The 20,822-nt window shown below is 63.9% G+C and carries 16 protein-coding genes; 10 read left to right on the top strand and 6 right to left on the bottom strand.

The features are described from left to right. Positions 1 to 139 precede the first annotated feature (139 nt). From AC50X5_RS03305 to AC50X5_RS03295, 3 genes are all read left to right on the top strand, one after another. Positions 140 to 1,663: an ATP-dependent DNA ligase gene (locus AC50X5_RS03305; protein ID WP_494974708.1), complete on the top strand. Its 1,524-nt coding sequence runs from the start codon at positions 140 to 142 to the stop codon at positions 1,661 to 1,663. Positions 1,664 to 1,970: 307 nt separating this feature from the next. Next, complete coding sequence (gene guaB, locus AC50X5_RS03300; protein WP_494974707.1) at positions 1,971 to 3,482, top strand: IMP dehydrogenase; 1,512 nt, start codon at positions 1,971 to 1,973, stop codon at positions 3,480 to 3,482. Positions 3,483 to 3,487: 5 nt separating this feature from the next. After that, on the top strand, positions 3,488 to 5,344 hold the full coding sequence (locus tag AC50X5_RS03295; protein ID WP_494974706.1) for an ABC transporter ATP-binding protein: 1,857 nt from the start codon (positions 3,488 to 3,490) through the stop codon (positions 5,342 to 5,344). 35 nt (positions 5,345 to 5,379) lie between these two features. On the opposite strand, the gene AC50X5_RS03290 is transcribed toward AC50X5_RS03295, so the two are convergent. Genes AC50X5_RS03290 through AC50X5_RS03280 form a run of 3 tightly spaced genes read right to left on the bottom strand, consistent with a single transcriptional unit; the run spans position 5,380 to position 7,616 of the window. After that, complete coding sequence (locus AC50X5_RS03290) at positions 5,380 to 6,027, bottom strand: hypothetical protein (protein WP_494974705.1); 648 nt, start codon at positions 6,025 to 6,027, stop codon at positions 5,380 to 5,382. A 5-nt stretch (positions 6,028 to 6,032) separates the two neighbouring features. Next, positions 6,033 to 6,656 (bottom strand): hypothetical protein, encoded by a 624-nt coding sequence (locus AC50X5_RS03285; RefSeq protein WP_494974704.1) that lies wholly within the window; start codon positions 6,654 to 6,656, stop codon positions 6,033 to 6,035. A gap of 51 nt (positions 6,657 to 6,707) precedes the next feature. Then, positions 6,708 to 7,616, bottom strand: coding sequence for a WXG100 family type VII secretion target (locus tag AC50X5_RS03280; protein WP_494974703.1), 909 nt, complete (start codon positions 7,614 to 7,616; stop codon positions 6,708 to 6,710). 109 nt (positions 7,617 to 7,725) lie between these two features. Between AC50X5_RS03280 and AC50X5_RS03275 the strand changes: the two genes are divergently transcribed. From AC50X5_RS03275 to AC50X5_RS03245, 7 genes are all read left to right on the top strand, one after another. Next, complete coding sequence (locus AC50X5_RS03275) at positions 7,726 to 8,862, top strand: GuaB3 family IMP dehydrogenase-related protein (protein WP_493984369.1); 1,137 nt, start codon at positions 7,726 to 7,728, stop codon at positions 8,860 to 8,862. Between the two features lie 131 nt (positions 8,863 to 8,993). Further along, the gene (locus AC50X5_RS03270) at positions 8,994 to 10,733 is read left to right on the top strand and encodes a glycerol-3-phosphate dehydrogenase/oxidase (protein WP_494974702.1); all 1,740 of its coding nucleotides are present in this window, start codon (positions 8,994 to 8,996) and stop codon (positions 10,731 to 10,733) included. Positions 10,734 to 10,778: 45 nt separating this feature from the next. Continuing rightward, entirely contained in the window at positions 10,779 to 11,267 is a 489-nt protein-coding gene (locus AC50X5_RS03265; protein WP_463934593.1) for a PTS sugar transporter subunit IIA, read from the top strand. Positions 11,268 to 11,326: 59 nt separating this feature from the next. Next, positions 11,327 to 12,184, top strand: a complete 858-nt coding sequence (locus tag AC50X5_RS03260; RefSeq protein WP_494974701.1) for an SURF1 family protein — start codon at positions 11,327 to 11,329, stop codon at positions 12,182 to 12,184. Beyond that, a complete protein-coding gene (locus AC50X5_RS03255; protein WP_494974700.1) occupies positions 12,177 to 12,683 on the top strand; it encodes a DUF3817 domain-containing protein in 507 nt (168 codons plus the stop codon). Before AC50X5_RS03260 ends, AC50X5_RS03255 begins: the two co-directional genes overlap by 8 nt. Before the next feature lie 82 nt (positions 12,684 to 12,765). Further along, complete coding sequence (guaA, locus tag AC50X5_RS03250; RefSeq protein ID WP_494974699.1) at positions 12,766 to 14,355, top strand: glutamine-hydrolyzing GMP synthase; 1,590 nt, start codon at positions 12,766 to 12,768, stop codon at positions 14,353 to 14,355. 115 nt (positions 14,356 to 14,470) lie between these two features. Next, positions 14,471 to 18,766, top strand: a complete 4,296-nt coding sequence (locus AC50X5_RS03245; RefSeq protein WP_494974698.1) for an AAA family ATPase — start codon at positions 14,471 to 14,473, stop codon at positions 18,764 to 18,766. 20 nt (positions 18,767 to 18,786) lie between these two features. Here AC50X5_RS03245 and AC50X5_RS03240 read toward each other — a convergent pair whose 3' ends face one another. From AC50X5_RS03240 to AC50X5_RS03230, 3 genes are all read right to left on the bottom strand, one after another. After that, positions 18,787 to 19,377 (bottom strand): RcpC/CpaB family pilus assembly protein, encoded by a 591-nt coding sequence (locus AC50X5_RS03240; RefSeq protein WP_494974697.1) that lies wholly within the window; start codon positions 19,375 to 19,377, stop codon positions 18,787 to 18,789. Between the two features lie 369 nt (positions 19,378 to 19,746). After that, entirely contained in the window at positions 19,747 to 20,022 is a 276-nt protein-coding gene (locus AC50X5_RS03235) for an FmdB family zinc ribbon protein (RefSeq protein WP_494974696.1), read from the bottom strand. Between the two features lie 118 nt (positions 20,023 to 20,140). Continuing rightward, positions 20,141 to 20,773: a 5-formyltetrahydrofolate cyclo-ligase gene (locus AC50X5_RS03230; RefSeq protein ID WP_494974695.1), complete on the bottom strand. Its 633-nt coding sequence runs from the start codon at positions 20,771 to 20,773 to the stop codon at positions 20,141 to 20,143. Between the last annotated feature and the right edge of the window lie 49 nt (positions 20,774 to 20,822).

The raw sequence follows: 20,822 nt of genomic DNA, 5'->3' as shown, positions 1-20,822 counted from the left end.
CGGCGTGGGCCCAGCGTCTCCCTCACGGGTAGGCTCAGCAAAAGACCGGTCCGGCATCTGCCGGGCCGGTCTTTTTTGTGTCCGACGGCAGTCCTCTCCATCTCAGCGGCGCACGCCGATCCCATGGCAGACTGATGCCATGCTGCTCGAGGAGCTCGTGAAAACCGCGGAGACCGTCGCGTCGACCCGCTCCCGTCTTGCCAAGGTCGACGCACTGGCCGATCTGCTGCGCCGTCTTGATCCGCTGGACATTGCGCCGGCCATTGGTTTGCTCACCGCCAAGCCGCGGCAGGGCCGTGTGGGGATCGGTTGGCGCGGCATGTCTGCGGCAACGGGGAAGCCGGCCGACGAGCCGAGTCTTACTGTCGCTGACCTTGACGCAGCGCTGGACAGGTTGCTGGGTATGAGCGGGGCGGGATCTGCGGCGGAGCGGACGGCCGCCCTCCGGTCCCTGCTGACGGCTGCCACCGGTCGCGAGCAGACGTTCATCAGTGGGGTGCTGCTGGGAGAGCTGCGGACCGGTGCTCTCGAAGGAGTGCTGACAGATGCCGTGGCCCGGGCCGCTGATCGGCCGGTGGAGGTTGTACGCCGCGCGGCGATGCTCTCAGGGGACCTCGGCGGGACTGCCCTGCTGGCCATCACAGGGACGCCGGCTCAGCTTGATGCCGTTGGCCTCGTCGTCGGCCGTCCCGTCCAGCCCATGCTCGCTGCAACTGCGGCCACCGTCAGCGAGGCCCTGGCCGTCACCGGAGAGGCCTCCGTGGAATACAAGCTCGACGGCGCGCGGATCCAGGTGCACCGCGTCGGCGACGACGTGCACATCTATACCCGCAACCTGGCCGACGTAACCCATCGGCTGCCCGAGCTGGTGGAAATGGTGCGCGGCCTGCCGGTACACGATGTGATTCTCGACGGCGAGACCCTCGCCCTCGACGAGGACGGCGGTCCGCGGCCATTTCAGCAAACCATGGCGCGGTTCGGCGCTGATGCGGCACGTGCCACAGTGCTGCATCCGTGGTTCTTCGACGTGCTGCACGTCGACGGGCGGGACCTGCTTGACGAACCGTTGTCGACCCGCATCGCCGTCCTTGAGCGAATCGCTCCCGGGCACCGCATACCCGGGGAGATCACAGGGGATGCGGTTGTTGCCGAAAGAGTGTCACGCGACGCGCTCGCCGCGGGTCATGAGGGAGTGGTCGTGAAGGCGGTCGGATCCGCCTATGCCGCCGGGAGGCGTGGTTCCAACTGGATCAAGGTGAAACCGGTGCTCACCTACGACCTTGTGGTGCTGGCGTGCGAGTGGGGGTCGGGACGACGTACCGGTCTGCTGTCCAATCTGCACCTCGGAGCACTGGACCCGACCGGCGAGTTCGGCGATCCCGGCGGTTACGTGATGGTGGGCAAAACGTTCAAAGGCCTGACTGACGCGTTGCTGCGCTGGCAGACGGAGAGGTTCCAGGAGCTGGAGGTCCGGCGTAAGTCAGGCACCGTCTGGGTAGAGCCGGTCACCCTGGTCGAGATCGCAATCGACGGCGTGCAGTCTTCCTCGCGCTATCCCGGCGGAATCGCCCTCCGGTTCGCGCGGGTCAAGCGCTACCGGGAGGACAAGACAGCGGCAGAGGCCGACACCATCCAGACCTTGCGCGCGCTACTGCGTCCCTGAGCGGCCGTCGACTTCGATGGTCAGGCCGTTACCGCTCGGTAGAATGGATGCTTTAGTTGTCTCGGAGTGGTTTCTGTGTCCTGACCGTTGACCGTTGACCGGCTCCGGGCGAGCCGTGCCATTGCTCACATCCGGCACGCGGAATAGGGGGATTCACCGCAAGGTTCTAATATTTATAGAACAGCTCTACCCGTCCCGGCAGCAGTTCGCCGGACCACTTCTGCACAGGCCAGACCCGTAATGACGGGCTGGTCATCGGCTGCAACCCCTACCCGTAACCCGGCAACTTAAGGTAAGAGGCGCACTCATGACCCAGCCCGAACACAACCCCTTCGGCTTCATCGGCCTGACCTACGATGACGTCCTGCTCCTTCCCGGACACACTGATGTCATCCCGTCCGAGGCCGATACCTCCTCGCGGATCTCAAAGCGGATCACCGTGCAGACTCCGTTGCTGTCGGCCGCCATGGATACCGTCACCGAATCCCGCATGGCCATCGCCATGGCCCGCCAGGGCGGACTGGGCGTGGTGCACCGCAACCTCTCCATCGTGGACCAGGCAGACCAGGTGGACCGCGTCAAGCGCAGCGAGTCCGGCATGATCACCAACCCGCTTACCATCCGCCCCGAGGCCACGCTCCAGGAACTGGACAACCTCTGTGCCCAGTACCGCGTTTCCGGCCTTCCCGTGGTTGATGCCGAAAACCGTCTTTTGGGTATCGTCACCAACCGGGACACCGTTTTTGTGCCGGAATCGGATTACCCGCTGCGGTTGGTCAGCGATGTCATGACCAAGATGCCGCTGGTCACCGGCCATGTCGGCATCAGCCGTGACGAGGCCTCACACAAGCTGGCCACCAACAAGATCGAAAAGCTTCCACTGGTTGACGAACAGGGCCGCCTCAAGGGCCTCATCACCACCAAGGATTTCACCAAGGCAGAGCAGTACCCCTTGGCCACCAAGGACGACGAAGGCCGGCTGCGGGTCGGTGCGGCAATCGGCTTCTTTGGCGATGGCTGGGAGCGGGCCATGACACTGGTGGAAGCCGGCGTCGACGCCCTCTTCGTTGACACCGCCAACGGCCACTCGCAGGGCGTGCTGGACATGATTGCTCGGCTCAAGGCCGAGAAGTCAGCCGCGCACGTGGACATCATCGGCGGCCAGGCTGCCACCCGCGAAGGCGCGCAGGCACTGATCGACGCCGGTGCCGACGGCATCAAGGTGGGTGTTGGCCCCGGTTCCATCTGCACCACCCGCGTGGTGGCCGGCGTCGGCGTTCCCCAGATCACCGCTATCTATGAGTCTGCCAAGGCAGCGATTCCGGCCGGCGTTCCGCTCATCGCCGACGGCGGGCTGCAGTACTCGGGCGACATCGGCAAGGCACTGGTTGCCGGCGCCGACACCGTGATGCTGGGCTCGCTGCTGGCAGGCTGCGACGAATCGCCGGGCGACCTGATCTTCGTCAACGGCAAGCAGTTCAAGTCCTACCGTGGCATGGGCTCGCTGGGGGCGATGCAGTCGCGCGGAAAGAACACGTCCTTCTCCAAGGACCGCTACTTCCAGGCGGACGTCTCCGGTGACGACAAACTGATCCCCGAAGGCATCGAAGGCCGGGTGGCGTACCGCGGGCCCTTGTCCTCCGTTGCCTACCAGCTGGTGGGTGGCCTGCGCCAGACCATGTTCTACGTGGGCTCGCCGACTATCCCGGAGCTGAAGGCGCGCGGAAAGTTCGTCCGCATCACCTCTGCCGGGCTCAAGGAATCCCACCCGCATGACATCCAGATGACGGTGGAAGCGCCTAACTACGGGTCGCGCTGACCCGGATGCCTGAACCCCGCCATCCCGCCGGGCTGAACGGGAAGAAGCCCCAGCGCAAGCTGGCGCTGAAGCCGTACGCCCGCGCGGTGGCGCAGGTGCTTCGGGTCAGTTTCAGGGCGTCGCCGGCTGCCGTCATCATGAAGGTGGCAGGCTCCCTCATCTCCGCCACGCTGCCATTGGTCACCACCTACTTCGCGGCGTTAACCACTACAGCGCTTGCCGCTGCTTATGCAGGGGATGCCGTGGCCGGGCAGCAGGCCATCGTGTATGTCATTGTGACCGCGGCGCTGGGGCTCTTTTGGGGTTCGTTCAGCAGCATCGACCGCTACATCCAGCAACTGATGAGCTTCCGGGTCGGGGCAATCGTGGGTGACCTGATGTACGAGCGCTTCCTGGCGCTGGAGTTCTGGCGGTATGACGACAAGGACACTGTGGACCTGTACGACAGGGCCAAACGGTTTTCGGATTCCTATGCCAGGGTCCTGGACAGGATCGCTGCCATCTTCACCCAGCTGGTGTCGGTGATCCTGGCCATCGGCGCGCTGCTGCTGGTGAGCTGGTGGATCGCAGTGATTGTGCTGGTAGCCATTGTGCCCAGCGTGTACCTGCAGTTCAGGCTGTCCCGTGAGCAGATTGCGCACTGGAATACCCAAGTGGATTCCCGGCGCAAGCGGCGCATGATCGAGAACAACCTGCTGCGGCCTCAGCACATCGCTGAAATGCGGCTGTACGGGATCGTCGGCTACCTTATGGACTTACGTTCCCGGCTGCGGGACGAAGACGAGAAACGGCGCCTTGATTTCCAGAAGCGCTATATTCCCAAACAGCTTGCGGCAGATGCCCTGCAATACGGCGCCGAGGTGGTGTCGCTGATTTGGGTGGTGGGCCAAATCATCGCCCGTGCCCAGCCCGTGGGCCAGTTCCTCTACGTCCAGCAGATTGTCAGCCGTGCCCTGTCCACGGCGAACAACCTGGTGTCCTCGCTGAGTTCCATCGACGAGGACCTTGCCAACCTCAAGGACTATGAGCAGTTCATGGAACTGCCGGTGCACTCGGACCATGCGCCCGCGCTCCAGGACACGCCGCAGGAAGTGGAACTGCGGAACATCCGGTTCACCTACACCGGCAGCGAAGCCGAAGTGATCAAGGGCATTAATCTGACCATCACTTCCGGACAACACATTGCGATTGTGGGGGAGAACGGCGCCGGAAAGTCTACGCTGATCCGCATCCTCGCCGGACTCTACCGGCCCGACTCGGGGCAGGTAATGCTCGACGGCGTGGACCTCGCCGCCGTCGACGTCACCTCCTGGCACCGCCACCTGGCAGTTCTGAGCCAGGAGTTCCTGAAGTACGAGTTCGCCACGGCTGCCGAAAACATCCGGTTCGGCGACGTCGACGCGCCGCGCGATGATGATCGGATCCGGAGATCCGCAGCCGATGCCGAGGCCCTGGAGTTCATTAGCAAGTTGCCCAACGGCCTGGATAACCATGTCAGCAACTGGATGGAGGACCCCCGCGGACGGAAGGGCAGCGGCCTCAGCGGCGGTCAATGGCAGCGGCTGGCGATGGCCCGGAACTTCTACCGGCGGGCCTCCTTTATGATCATGGACGAACCCACGTCAGCAATTGACGCGCTGGCTGAACACCGTATTTTCACGAGGCTGTTCGCGGACCGCAGCAGCACTATCATCGCCATCAGCCATCGCCTGGCCACGATCGAAAAAGCCGACGTTGTCTACATGCTCGAGGATGGCCGGATCGTGGAGCAGGGCACTCATAAGGAACTCGTGGCCTTGCACGGCCGATACTTCAGGATGTTTGAGTCGCAGCTAAGCGTCGATGATGCCGGCGTCGCCTGAGGTCTTGGTTCTCGGCAGCGGAGCAGCGCTGTGCGTCACAGCGGGCCGTAGCTTGCGTTGCCGTACGGGTCGCGCCAGGTGGCAAGGTCCTTTTCCACGGCCATGCGCAGTTCCGGGTTCGCTTGGACCCGCAGCCGGAACGATTGTCGGGCCCGGCCCATCACCGCGGACGGGACCACAATGCACGCGACCAAGACGGCCAGAATGAGCACGAATGACCCCACTAGCGTTATGGCCGTACCGTCGTCCTTCGAGATGGCCAATGGCAGGTAGATGGACAGGATGCCACCCAAAGCGACCGCCAGCACGGCCACCATGGTGATTCCGCCGCGGGCGTTACCGGGGCCTCGGGTGATGAGCAGCTTGTTCGTATCGGGAAGCATGTCGCGCACCCGTTTCAACGAGATCAGGCCGAGTACCATGAGGGCGGCACCCATTGGGCCGAGCACCAACCCCGCGACAGGGTTCGCTGACACGGCTGAGAAGAACACGCCTGCCATGGCCAGGACGGACCCGCCGGCGATTGCGCTGCTCCAGGCTGCCGCTCGGGTGCCTTGGGCATCGGCCAGTTGCCGTAAACGGGACGGCGCGTTTGGCGGACTGATTCTGGCCAGTTCGGGGGAGAGCCAATAGTCCAGGGAATGTGCGGGCTGGGGAGCCCAGCGATCAACAGGAACTGACATCTGCACTACAGTCCAAGGCCTTCACGCAACCGCACATCCAGCTCTTCGGCACGCAAGGGTTCGGAGGGAAGATTTTCGCCTTCACCAGTCGCCAACGCCAGGGAGCCATCTGGTTCGACTTTCACGTGGACGACCCGGAATTGATTGCCGGGAAGATGACGGCGCAGCGTGCCGGCCGCCGGACGCCCGTCCGGGGCGGTGCCAAGGTAGAAATTGACCATTTCGATGGCAGTCGTGAACATTCCGTCGGCATCGGTGAGCGGCCGTAGTTCGTGTACTCCATACTTGCTCAGGCTCAGGACCAAGGCGCCATCTGCCGAGCCGAAGAGAAAGTAGACATGTTCAGATTTTGGGGTGACGAGGGCGACTTCCAACCAGGCGTCGGAAGTGGCAAGCACGCCTGTTATGGCGACCGCAGGGCCAACCGGAACGAGGGCCTCGTTTTCCACCGTCATAAGGCCCCGCTCCATAAGAGTGGCAATTCCGGCCTGCTCCAGCGGAGCACCGGCGGCGTGGTCAAGGCGGAACATGGTCTGGCATTTGAGCGCACCGGTAGTTCCGGCCAGTGCGACAAGGGCGATAAGTTCGTGCTCCGTGATTAGGACGGGAGCGTCGTCTTGGGTGGTCATGAAAGCCTTTTTGTAGACGGGTATCGGATTCAGTCTAGGGAAGTCGAGTCATCAGGTGACCCAGCCCCACACTTTTTTAGCTCCGTCGGCTACAGCATCCACTGCTTCCTTGGCGCCGTCAGCCACACTGCTGGCAACGTCCTGTGCCCCCTCCCAGACGTGCTTCGCGCCGTCGGCGACCATTTCAGAAGCTGAGCCATATCCGAGGTGTGTCGCCAGTAGTCCCATGCCGCCCCAGGCAATGCCGGCCACCGCAAAGAATGGGCCCACGCCTGGTATGAAGCTTCCGCCAGCCAGGACTGCTGAAATGCCGCCGTCAATGGCCATCCCCGTGTTTCCGGTGTGAATGCCCTGTGCAATTTGGAAACCTCCGGTGACGACACCCAAGACTCCAGACAACCGGCCGAGCATCGCCGTCCCATTGAGGGTCTGAGTTCCCCGCATGTAGCCCATGCCTGGGGTCTGACCGTACTGTGCGTTCAACCAAGGCCAGTTGGTCAGTTTGGTGAGGAGCCCGCCCTTGGACATGGTGGCCAACAGATCGTCGGCATAGAGACCCGCACTGGTAACGGCGGCATTCGCTGCCCACCATCCTGGGCTGGCGACCACCGACAGGAGGCCCTCCAACCCGCTGGTTGGCGTATCGGATGGGCTTCCCGAAGATCCAGGGCCGCTGCTGCCGCTGCTGGCACTTTGTTGCTCATCAGCTTGAACCAGCAGCATCTTTGAGGCGTCGCTCAGCGATTGTGATGCCCGGTGAAGCATAGGCCGCAGATTGCCGCTCCATTCGCGGCGGAACTGCTCTCCGTCGTTGCCCTTCCAAACGGCGCTGCCAACGAGGCTGTTAATTTGCTGTTCCGTGGTCCGAAGCCGCGTTCCGGACTGCGCCATTGATTTGGACAACGCCCGAAGCTGCGCGATGTCTGCCCCGTACAAACCTGGCGCCAAGATTTCCCCCATGTGTGTGAACTAAGAATGCTGCAAAGTGAACCGCTTCATCACGCTACCTGTTGCCGGAGCCAGCCGCGATGGGGACAGGTTCCCATGTGCCCTGGGATAACCTAGAGCAGTGACTTACGAGATTGAGATCGGCCGTGGCAAGCGTGGGCGTCGTGCCTACTCCCTGGATGACATTGCGATTATCCCCAACCGTCGTACCCGTGACCCCAAGGATGTTTCCGTCTCGTGGCAAATTGATGCCTACAAGTTCGACATGCCGGTGATCGCGGCTCCTATGGACTCGGCCATGTCCCCGCAGACCGCCATAGCGCTTGGCGGCCTTGGTGGCCTGGGAGTGCTGGACCTGGAGGGCCTGTGGACCCGTTACGAGGATCCGCAAAGTGTCCTTGATGAGCTCGCTGCCCTGTCCGGTGAGTCCAGCAACCCGGCTGTGACGCGAAAAATGCAGGAACTTTACAACGCACCGATCCAGCCTGAACTCATCACCTCCCGGCTGGCGGAGATCCGTGCCGCGGGGGTCACCGTTGCTGGTTCCCTGACCCCGCAGCGCACCCAGGAGCACTACAAGACGGTGCTGGCTGCCGGCGTCGATATTTTTGTGATCCGCGGTACCACGGTGTCGGCCGAGCACGTATCCAAGGACCACGAGCCGCTGAACCTTAAACAGTTCATCTACGAACTGGACGTTCCGGTGATCGTGGGAGGCGCGGCAGGCTACACCCCCGCGCTGCACCTCATGCGTACGGGCGCAGCCGGCGTCCTGGTGGGCTTCGGCGGCGGTGCCACCACCACGACGCGCCGTGCCTTGGGCATCCATTCGCCCATGGCGTCCGCCATCTCCGACGTCGCCGCCGCACGGCGCGATTACATGGATGAATCCGGCGGACGGTACGTCCACGTCATTGCCGACGGCGGAATGGGCACCTCCGGGGACATCGTCAAGGCAATTGCCATGGGCGCCGACGCCGTGATGCTGGGTACCGCGCTGGCGCGCGCTGAAGAGGCGCCGGGCAGGGGCTGGCACTGGGGCCAGGAGGCCCATCACCTGGAACTTCCGCGCGGAGACAGGGTCAACGTGGGAACTGTTGGTCCCCTGGACGAGGTATTGTTCGGACCCGGCCACCACACCAACGGAACGTCCAACCTGATCGGTGCGTTGCGCCGCTCCATGGCCACCACAGGGTATTCGGACCTGAAGGAGTTCCAGCGGGTCGACGTCGTCGTTTCGCCGTACTCAGGCAACTAGCACGGCGTCTATCAGAATTCTGCCGGAAGGGCAGGGGGAGTGGCTGGATAAACGCAGCCGGTCCGCCCTGCCCTTCCCCGTCTCCGCGAAGTAGGGTTAAGGCACCAGACCCCGCGTGATGGAGGCTTTCGATGTCGAACGATCCGAGCAGCAACGGCACATTGGGACCCGACGCCCGGGCGGTTTCGTTGGAACGGCTCAGAGCCACCAGCCAGCCCGGCCAGGAGCTGGATATCCTGATCGTCGGCGGCGGGATCGTCGGCACCGGTGCTGCACTGGATGCAGTAACCCGTGGCCTTAGCGTCGGCATTGTCGAGGCCAATGACTGGGCTGCCGGCACGTCCTCCAGGTCCTCCAAGCTCATCCACGGTGGCCTGCGTTACCTGGAGATGCTGGATTTCGCCCTGGTGAAGGAGGCCTTGCAGGAGCGGGGCCTCCTGCTGTCCGAACTGGCGCCGCACCTGGCCCGTCCGGTCCCCTTCCTGTACCCGTTGACCAAGCCCTTCATTGAGCGCCCGTACGTGGGCGCCGGGATCGCCCTGTATGACATCCTGTCCGTTTCGGGCGGCCACAGCAGGGGGGTGCCTTTCCATAAGCACCTCAGCCGCCGCGGCACACTGCGGGCGGCCCCCAGCCTGAAGAAGGATGCCTTCGTTGGCTCCATCCGGTATTACGACGGCCAGGTGGATGACGCAAAATATGTGGCTAACCTCATCCGGACGGCTGCGTACTATGGCGCCCACGCGGTCAACCAGATGTCCGTCGTCAACTTCCTGCGTGAGGGCGAACGCGTGGTGGGCGCCAAAGTGGTCAATCACGAGGACGGCGACACGTTCGACATCCGGGCCAAGCAGGTCATAAACGCCACCGGCGTCTGGACGGATGAAACGCAGGCCATGGTGACTGAACGGGGCCAGCTGAAGGTGCGGGCCTCCAAAGGTATCCACCTGGTGGTGCCACGCGACCGTTTCCAGTCCACGGTGGGACTCATTCTTCGCACCGAGAAATCGGTGCTGTTCGTCATTCCGTGGGGGCGGCACTGGATCATCGGCACCACGGACACCGACTGGCACCTGGACAAGGCTCACCCGGCCGCCTCCAGCAAGGACATCGACTACATCCTCGAACACGTCAACACCGTGCTGCAACGTCCCCTCACCCGCGAGGATGTGGAGGGCGTATATGCGGGGCTGCGTCCCCTGCTGGCCGGTGAAAACGACTCAACGGCAAAGCTCTCCAGGGAACATGTGGTGGCGCACCCGGTCCCGGGCCTGGTGGTAGTGGCTGGCGGCAAATGGACCACCTACAGGGTGATGGCAAAGGATGCCGTGGATGAGGCAACCAGGAGCATGGACGAGCGAGTACCACCCAGCTGCACGGAAACCATCCCGCTGCTGGGCGCCACTGGATACAAGGCAGCCTGGAACCGCCGCAGCCGCACGGCCGAGGAATTTGGTGTGCACGTTGCCCGCGTGGAGCACCTGCTTAACCGGTATGGATCCATGGCCAATGAGGTGCTGGCGCTGATCAGGGAAGACCGTTCGCTGGGCGAGCCCCTGCCCGGTGCAGACGACTACCTGCAGGCTGAGGCCGTCTATGCTGCCACCCACGAAGGCGCACGCCACGTCAATGACGTCCTCACCCGCCGGACCAGGATTTCCATCGAGGCCTGGGACAGGGGTGTTTCTGCTGTTCCCGTGGTCGCTAAGCTTATGGGGAACATTCTTGGCTGGAGTGATGCACAGCGCGAGAACGAGATCAAGCACTACATCGCACGTGTGGAAGCCGAACGCCTGAGCCAGCAGCAGCCGGACGATGAATCGGCGGACGCCGCGCGGATGGGAGTGGAAGACATCGTCCCGCTGAAGTGACGCCGTCCGGCATGTATGAACGATTCCACTTTGAAGGGACCTGCCTTGGCGGAACCATTTGACCGGTATGACGCGGAACTGACCACCCCGGAAATGGTGGTCCTGGAACTTGTCGCAACGGACAAAGCGGACGCCGCGCGTCAGCTGGCCGAGCGTCTCCACGCTGCCGGACGGGTAACCGACCTGCCCAGGTTCCTGGACCACGTCAACGCCCGTGAACACCAACTCGCCACCGGCCTGCCGGGCGGTATCGGCCTCCCGCACGCGCGCAGTGAGTTCGTCAAGCAAACGTCCATTGCCGTGGGAATTACCAAGTACGGGCATGCACTGGACTTTGGTGCCTCGGATGGACCTGCAACTGTAATCCTGCTGATCGCCACACCAGCCAGTTCCTTCTCCGAGCACCTTGAGGTCCTGGCCACCCTGGCCAGGTCACTGTCCAAGGAATCGTTCCGGGAGTCCCTGCGCCGTGCGTACGACGCCGAGGTTATTGCCGAGCTCATCAACTCCAGCCTGGTCTTCTTCGATCACTGACTGTGGCCGGACGGCTCCACGTTTAGTTGTTCTACAGCGGAACGAAGTACGGTTAAGGGGTGTGGAAAACAGCCCTTAAGCCGCAGTGGATCGCAGGATTCATTTTGGCGATCGTTGTTTCCGGGGTGTTTGTCCTCCTTAGCCAATGGCAGTTCGGCCGTTCAACCACGCCCGAAATTCCGGTCAATCCGGCTACCGAAGACGTACGCCCGCTGACCGAAACTCTGGAACCCGGCAGCTTCTTCCCGGGTTCCGTGGCTGACCAGATGGTCACGGCCAGCGGATCCTATGACCCCGCCAGGCAGGTACTGGTAGCGGAGCGGCTCAATGACGGCGTCAAAGGCTATTGGGTGGTTGACGCCTTTAAGGTGGACGGCGCCCCTGCCCTGCAGGGCGTGGCTGCCTCGCCCCATACCTGGATCCCGGTAGCGCGCGGCTGGGTGGCGGATCCTGCCAGCGCTCCGGCACCGCCGTCGGGAACCATCAGCCTTACCGGACGGCTGCTGCCGTCCGAGGCCCCGGTTGCCAATGCCGATCCAGGGCCGGGCCGGGCCAGCGCCGTCTCCACCGCTGAACTGATCAACGAATGGAACGTCAGCAGCTACCCCGCGTTTATAGCCGCAACCACCGAACTGGGGGCCGGCGCGGATGTCTCCGCTGCCGCCGTCGAAAGTCCCCTGAAGGCCCTGGAGATCGGTCCGCAGCCGCCCGCGCAAAAGGTCAACTGGCTCAACCTTTTCTACTCTGTGGAGTGGGTTGTCTTCGCCGGGTTCGCACTGTTCATCTGGTGGCGGCTGGTTAAAGACGACTACAACCGGGACCGTGAAGAGGAACTGGACGATGACGAACACTACGAAGACGGCGCTGGCCAGCCCTCTCTTCCCCCTACACACCACAGCGAGGTACACCATGATTGACCCCAAACCTGCCGTCCCCGCCGAAGAGTCTGCCAGTGCCCCCCGGCCCAAGGAGCGCCGCTTCGGGGGGACGGCAGCGCAGATTCGGTCCGCCCTGACGTTCTACAAGGTGCTCGCCTACCTGACCGGAGCCATGCTGTTGCTGCTGTGCGCCGAGCTGATTGCCCGTTATGGGTTTGGCAGCTACCTGTTCGCCGGCGGAACCGATGCCGTGACCGGCCAGGCTTTCGGACTCGGGTTTGCCGACGCTGAACCGCCGGGCGTGATCGGCGGTCTCAACCTTTCCGTAACGGTCCTGATTGTGCACGGCTGGATGTATGTGGTGTACCTGATGGCCACGTTCCGGCTCTGGTCACTGATGCGCTGGTCCTTCGTCAAGATGATCGTGCTGGCACTCGGCGGCGTGGTCCCGTTCCTGTCCTTCATCGTGGAGAAGAAGTTCCACCGCGAGGTGGAAGCCGAACTCGCAGCGAATCCCGCAGCTTCAAAACGATACTGATTGCCGCTGCCTGGAAGTCTGCTGCGTCACAGCGGAGCTCCTGAAGATGCGCGGGGGCAGCGGCGCCAAGTAGTCTTGATCGGTGACTACTCCCACTGCATCCCAGACTTCCCAGAAGCCGGTGCTGGTTGTTGACTACGGTGCCCAGTACGCGCAGCTGATTGCCCGCCGCGTCCGGGAAGCGAATGTGTATTCGGAAGTAGTTCCGCATACCTACACCACCGATCAACTCCTGGCCAGGAATCCTGCCGCCATCATCCTTTCCGGCGGTCCGGCAAGCGTCTATGCCGACGGTGCCCCCAGCGTGGGTGCAGACCTCTTCGAAGCCGGCGTCCCCGTCTTCGGTATCTGCTACGGCTTCCAGGCCATGGCCAACGCCCTTGGTGGCAAGGTCGACAAAACCGGCCTGCGCGAGTACGGCTCGACGGAAACCACCCTCCTGGGTGAGGGACGCTCCGTGCTCGAAGGAATGCCGCAGCACCAGAAAACCTGGATGAGCCACGGCGATTCCGTGCATGAGGCTCCCGAAGGCTTTGAAGTGCTGGCCACCACCGCCGGTGCCGAAGTTGCTGCCTTCGCCAACGAGGAAAAGTGCCTTTACGGCGTGCAGTGGCACCCGGAGGTCAAGCACTCCGCCTATGGCCAGCAGGTCCTCGAGAACTTCCTGTTCAAGGGCGCCGGGCTGGAGCCTAACTGGACCACGGGCAACATCCTCGAAGAGCAGGTTGACCGCATCCGCAAACAGATCGGCGACGCCAAGGTCATTTGCGGCCTCTCCGGCGGTGTTGACTCGGCAGTAGCCGCAGCATTGGTCCAGCGCGCTGTCGGCGATCAGCTGACCTGCGTGTTCGTTGACCACGGACTGCTGCGCGAAGGCGAAGCCGAGCAGGTGGAGCGCGACTTCGTGGCGGCCACCGGCGTCAAGCTGTACGTTGCCAATGAGCAGGAGCGCTTCCAGGCCGCCCTCGCCGGCGTGAGCGATCCCGAAACCAAGCGCAAGATCATCGGCCGGGAATTCATCCGCGCCTTCGAGGAAGCCGAGCGTGCAATCGTGGCCGAGGCCGCCGCGCATGGCGAGAAGATCAAATTCCTGGTCCAGGGCACCCTGTACCCGGACGTCGTCGAATCCGGCGGCGGTGAAGGCGCAGCGAACATCAAGAGCCACCACAACGTGGGCGGCCTTCCGGAGGATCTGCAGTTCGAGCTCGTGGAGCCGTTGCGTGCCTTGTTCAAGGACGAGGTTCGTGCCGTAGGCGCGCAGCTCGGCCTGCCGCAGGAAATCGTCGGCCGCCAGCCTTTCCCGGGCCCTGGCCTGGGAATCCGCATTGTTGGCGAGGTCACGAAGGAACGTCTGGACCTGCTGCGCAAGGCCGATGCCATTGCCCGCGCGGAACTGACCGCTGCCGGGCTGGACAACGAAGTGTGGCAGATGCCCGTGGTGTTGCTTGCGGACGTCCGCAGTGTGGGCGTTATGGGCGATGGCCGTACCTATGGCCACCCGATCGTGCTCCGGCCGGTTTCGTCCGAAGATGCCATGACAGCCGACTGGTCCAGGCTTCCCTATGACCTGTTGGCCCGCATCTCCAATCGCATCACCAATGAGGTGGACGGCGTCAACCGCGTCGTGCTGGATGTGACCAGCAAGCCGCCGGGAACCATCGAGTGGGAATAGCGATGTGAGCGGCCGGCCCCGGAAGGGGCCGGCCGCTTCGTCTTTCCGAGGTCAATTCGTTCCATACAGTGTTGCGGTCTCTCACTGCCTGCGGATTCCGGCTACTCTCGAATGCATGCCGGTATGGTCCAGGGCGTCACGTGTAAACGCAGAAAAGAAGGCAGTAGTGTCAGTTGGTCAAGGCCAAACAGAGGGTTCCGAGGAGTTCCGGAAATGGCTCTCGGGGCTCAAACCTGTCACCGGGGCAGATACACTGCTGCGTTTCACCAAAACACCCGAAGGCTGCATCGATCTGACATCCGCGCATCCCTCCGGTCTGGCGCAGCTGATGGCAGGGCGACGCACCCGCCTCTCCACACTGATCCGCGACAGGCAGCAGTACGTTGTCGCCGCCAGGGCCTCGCGGAACCTCCGCTCCAAGATCTTTGAGCTCGGCAATGACCGTGGCATCGATGCCGGTTACTTTTCCGCAGGCACGGTCGTATGGACGTCCGCGGTCGGGGGGAAGCCGCAACGCGTTTCGGCCCCGGTCATGCTTGCCGGAATCTCACTGACTATCCGACCGGGCGAGGACGATTACGAACTCCAGCTGACCGAACAGGCCAGCTTGAACCCAGCCCTGGTCCGGCACCTGAAGAACATCCACGGTATCGTCTTCGACGTCAACACCCTGACTCGAATGGCCTACAGCACAGCCCGCTTCGACCCGCAACCCGTTTTGGATCGCCTCGCGTCCATCGTCCAGCCGATCCACGGTGCCGAGGTCCAGCACAATCTCCTGGTTTCGACCTTCGCGGACCTGTCCGGGAACCTGGATGACCCCTGGATCAATGAGCGCAATCCACTTGTATCCGCCCTCGCCAAGGCAGCGGCCGGTGAGGCCCCCGCCGTCGAACCAGCGGACCCCCAACGTTTTCCCGGCGTCGATGAACGCCACCCTGCCGGCGAGCTCCTGCTTCTGGACGCCGACGCGGACCAGCAGTACGTCCTTGATACCGCGCGGGCCGGTGAATCATTGGTGGTCAGCTCGCCGCCAGGAACCGGGCAGACCCAGACTGTCATCAATACCATCGGCACGCTGGTTGACGCCGGCAAGACCGTCCTGGTGGTAGGGGACCGACGGGCCAGCCTTAACGAGGTGGCGGCCCAGCTCGAAAGCCTTGGCCTGGATTCCGCGCTCCTCCAACTGACCGGCAACAGTTCACCGCAGCAGCTGAAGGCCCAGCTGGTCCGTGCCATTGTCCGGAACGAAAAGTCTTTGGAACCGCAGCTGGACAACCTGCACAAGACCCTCACCGAACACCGTCACGCCCTCGTGGATCACGTGTCCTCGCTGCATAACGTACGTGAGCGCTGGGGCTGTTCGCCCTACCAGGCCATGCAGTCCCTGGCCGAGCTGACGTCCATCCAGCCCGCCCCTGCCACCACCGTGCGCCTGAAGAGAAGCGTCCTGGACAGCATCCGCGACCGGAGCGAGCTAGCCGGCCGGCTGAAGCGGGCGGCAGAGCTGGGCAGTTTCAGCAAGGCCTCCACCGCCAGCCCCTGGCACGGAGCACGGCTGCTCACACGCAAGGAAACTGAAGAGGCGCAGGAGCTGGCGCGCTCCGTGGAAAAGAACCTCCCGCTGCTGCGCGACCGTATGAAGGCAGTTGCCGACCATGCGGAAATCAGGCTTGGCACCACGTTCGCTGAATGGGGCGAGCAGCTGGACCTGCTCATCGCGGTACGTGAGAGCCTGGACAAGTTCACGCCGGACATTTTCGACAGGCCAGTCAACGACCTCATTTCAGCTACCGCGTCCTCAGCCTGGCGCCGGGAGCGCAATATCGAGATGGCGTCCATGCAGCGTTCGCGGTTGCGGCGCGTAGCCAAGGAATATGTCCGTCCGGGCGTCCATATTGCAGATCTGCACAGTTCGCTGGTGCTGGTGCAGGAACAGCGGGCTCTCTGGGCCGGCTACGCCACAACCCAGCGGCATCCGGCAGTGCCGTCCGGCTTGGCTGAGATCAATGTTATGTACCGCTCACTGGGCCGCGAGCTGACCGGCCTGGGCGAGGCCCTGAAGCATACCGAGGACGGCGGCGACCTTGAGTCCACGTCCTACAAGGAGCTGCTGGCGCGTGTCCAGGCCCTGACGGCGGACACCCATACCCTGGAGACGCTGCCGGAACGTACCCTGTTGGTGGAAAACATGCGGGAGCACGGGCTCGGTGAGCTGCTGGCAGACCTGGCCGAACGTGAAGTTCCGGCAGAAGCCGTAGCCGCCGAGTTGGATCTTGCCTGGTGGCAGTCGGTCCTTGAAGCCATGATCAGCGGCGACGATTACCTGGCCATGTCCGACGGCGATGCCCTTCGCAAGTTGGAGGCCGAGTACCGCCTGGCTGACAACGCACACATCGCCAGCGGCGCGGCACGGTTGCGTTGGACCCTTGCCGAGCGCTGGCGCACCGCAATCGGCAGCGAGCCCAGGCAGGCCGATCAGCTCCGCGGGTTGCTTAAGGATGGCCGTGTAACGCTCGGAGCGCTGGGTGCCCTTGCGCCGGACATGGTCTCCACGCTGGTACCGGTCTGGGCGGTCAGCCCGTACCTGATGACCGGCCTGCTGCCGGCCAGCCAGGGTTTTGACGCCGTCATCATCCTCGACGCCGAGGCGACCTCCCTGCAGGCGGTGCTGCCCGCCATCGCGCGCGCTAAGCAGGTTATTGCCTTCGGCGATGACCGCATCGCCAGCCCAAGGACTTTTACCGTTGGCGTCGAGAGGCTGGCGGCCGGTGAACCTGCCCACCAGCAGGTGCAAAGCGCCTTCGCAGCCTTGTCCGAGGTGCTGCCGGCTTGGCGGTTGCGGTTTGTGTACCGGGCCATCGACGAGGACCTGGTCCTTCAGCTGAGCAGGAGCTTTTACGACGACGGGCTGCGTCGCCTTCCGGAGGGCCAGACCGCCACCGGACTGGATCGTTCCCTGGTGGTTGAGTACCTGCCGGACGGCACCGGATTGCCCAGTGCCGACCACGACAGTGTGGAATCCGTGGTGGCCGAAGTCAATCGCGTGGTGGAACTGGTGTTTGAGCATGCCCGTCTGCGGCCGCGCACGTCGCTGGCCGTGGTTACGGCAAGCTTGCGCCACGCGGCCAGGATTGGTGAGGCCATCCGCCTGCAACTGCCCAACTATCCCGGCCTTTCCGGTTTCTTCTCGGCCGGCAGCGAATCCTTCCGCGTGGTGGATCTGGAACGGGCCCAGGGAATGGTCCGTGACCACGTCATCTTCTCCCCAGGTTTTGGCCGCACCCCGCATGGCCGCGCCCTGCACGGGTTTGGACCCCTGTCAGCCGAGGGCGGCCGGGCGAAGTTTGCACTGGCCATGACTCGCGCCCGCCGTTCCATGCACGTTCTGAGCTGCTTCCGGCCCGAGGACCTGGACCGGACCCGGTTGAGCCACGGTGCCGTGGATCTGTATGAGCTGCTGGACCGGGAAATTGCCGGGAACTCCGACCTGGGAAGCCCGGTCTCCCGTGCGGCGGCGAGCGAGCAGTCGTTGGGTGCCGATCCTTTGGTCGCCGACCTCGCTGAACGCCTTCGTGCCCGCGGAGCCAGGGTCTGGCACCAGTACGACGGCGTTTTGGACGTTGCCGCTGCAGCGGATCCCCTGAGCACCATGGGCAGGGACGACAGCGAGATCCCGCGTCCGGTTGCTATCGAATCTGATGGCACGGAACGGTACCGGGCCATGAGTGTGCGTGAACGGAGCCGCCTGCGCCCGCAACTGCTGGAGCGACTGGGCTGGCGCTATATGCCGCTGTGGACCATTGAAGTCTTTACGGATCCTTCCTCCTGTGCTGACCGCATCGCGGGTTATCTTGGATTGGAGAACGTTCCCGTCACTGCCCGGCATGGCGCTGCTGGCGGGTTCTTCGATGACGACGTTGAGCGCCTGACGCTGGAAAGCGCCGCGAGCGACCACGCTGCCGTGCAGTCAGGCAGCCAGCAGGGCGGCCTGCGCCAGCGCCACGGCCGTCAGCCGGCGGCCGCCGGACACGGCCATTACGAAAAGCACGAACCAGCCGGTCAGGATGAAGAGGCCGGCCGGAAGGATCACATCATGAACCAGCAGCACGCGAACGACGCCGAGGCTTCCGCCACCGAAGCCTCAGCAGTTCCGGCAAACACAGGATCCGTGCAGGAGTCAGGCCTCTCCGAAGCTGCCACATCCGAAGCCGCCACCTCCGCGGCTTCCTCGTCCGCAGCTTCTGACAGGGAACCGGCAGTCGGGCAGGATTACGATCGTCAGCCGCTCCACGCCGTGAGCCTGGTTCCGAACAAAGCCGCCGAGGATGATCCCCGGCGTTGGGGCGACACCTCGGATCACGATCACGATGCCTGGCTGCGGGAGCAAAAGCCGCCGCACTGGGGCTAGGCATGGCCGGGGTGCGGTACCTACGGGCCCGCTCCAACCATCACAAAGAACAGCTTCCCCTGACTGGAGGCCCCGGCCAGCCGCCCGGCCTGGTCGGGGCCGGCAGCTACCACCACCAGTCCTTCGGTCTCACCTGATCCAAGCCATTCGCTGCTTTCTCCGCCCTTGCCTGAGGTCCAGAGGACGGCCACGCCTTCTGCAAGGACCTCCGAAGGCACCCCGCTGTTGTAGCCGCCGTCCGAAGACTTCACAATGTTCACCAGCTGGCCGGGGGACAGGAGCTGGATGGACGCAGGGTCCGCCATTCTCAGCGGAACTGCGGCAGAGCCCTCCGGTGCTCCCGCAAGGAGGCCCTGGCCCACCAGCTGGGCTGTGGTAAGGATCTGGCTCTGGAGGACCGGTGAGGCCAGTTGCTTTCCCGCGAGGTCAGGCAGGTCGGTGAACGTCCCGTCCACCAGGAGCTCCGGGGGAACGCGCAACTGCCTCAGATCCGTAGCGCCAAGGGTGGCGCCTGCCGGGAGGTCGCGTGCCGCGGCGAGAACCGTCGCTGTACTGGTGGGAGCGGGCGTGAGCTGGTGGACTGCCAGCCCCGCAGCGAGGCATAACAACATTGCTATGGCAAGACGGCGCCTGCCCCGAAGCCAACCAAGAATACCGGCGCGTGAGTGGTGGCGGGTGCCGGGTGCACGACTGCCGGGTCCACGGAATCGGTTCAGGGCCTTCGTCCTGGAGATGCCTGGTAGGGGAAGCTGCAATGCCGCTGGGCTATTGGAAGCCCGGGCACCCGAAGGGCGCACCCGGCGGCAGAAAGCAGCGTCCGGCTGCGGGTCTGCTGGCGTGTACGGGAAGACTGGCATACAGGAACCGTAGGTCCGCGTGCCGCACCTGCTGAAGGAGTCCGACGTCGTATGTGGATAACCCGTGGTGTTGCGATATAACCCGGATGCAGGAAGAGCTGGCCCCAGGTGGAGGCAGGGCGCCTAGCTCGCCGTTGCCGCCGCTGCAGCAGGGGCAGGTGACGGAGCCGCAGGCGCACCGGAGGCGGCAGCCGGGGCTGCGGAAACAGTGCTGCCCTTCGAATCGCGCGAATCAGTGCGGTAGAAGCCGGTGCCCTTGAAGACGACACCGACGCTGTTGAACTTCTTGCGCAGGGAGCCCTGGCATTCAGGGCATTCGGTCAGCGTGCTGTCAGTGAAAGACTGAAAGATGTCGAAGTCGTTACCGCAATCTTTGCAGGCGTATGCATACGTGGGCACTGATGATCCTCCTCTGGGGCAAACGTAAGGTCCTGCCTGCCAACGCCGGGATCTCTCCGCGGCCTTAGCAGTCTCAGGGCCTGAGTGCTAATTCTAACACTGGGCGGGCCGGCGTCGTCTAGGAAAAGGCGACAAGTCCCCCGGGGGTCAAGGCTGCCTGCACCTTCACGTCGAACGTTTCGGCGGGGATGGTGCCGGCAGGCAGGACTTCGTCGTCGTAAACAACAGCAATGGTGGGCGGGATATTTCCCTGCTCCTGGAGCGGGGCCAGGAAGGAATCGTAATATCCACCTCCTTGGCCGATCCTGTTGCCGGAACGGTCGACGGCGGTGGCCGGCAGGATGATTCCGGCCAGTCCCGTCGCTCCCGGGCGGCCCGACGTGGCAGCCTCCAGATCCAGTTGTTGACCAACAGGTTCCATCACCGGCGCGAAGCGGCTGCGTGCAAACGTGGAGTGCGGGGTCCATTCCACCCAGAGCAGGCGGCGGCCAGGTTCGCAGACTGGCAGCAGCACGGTGTAGCCGTTGGCGTGCAGGGACTCCAGGAGAGCGCCCGTGGCCGGTTCGGTGCCCACGCCGAGGTAGACGGTGAAGGAGGTAAATCCGGGACGGGCCACCGTCCGGGCCCATGCCAACCCGTGCCGTGCAATGCCAACGCCCTGGGCTTCCCGGTCCTGCCCGGCGTGCAGGGCGCGCGCCAGGCGGTGCCGGGCCCTGATTTCGGCTTTGGTCGCGGCGGCATCGGGAGTCATTGTGCCCTCTTTCCCTGCAGTTGCAGATCCAGTACGTTTACCGGATGTC

Source organism: Pseudarthrobacter sp. MDT1-40-2 (genome assembly GCF_059383595.1).
This window is presented reverse-complemented; position numbering and strand designations above follow the sequence as displayed.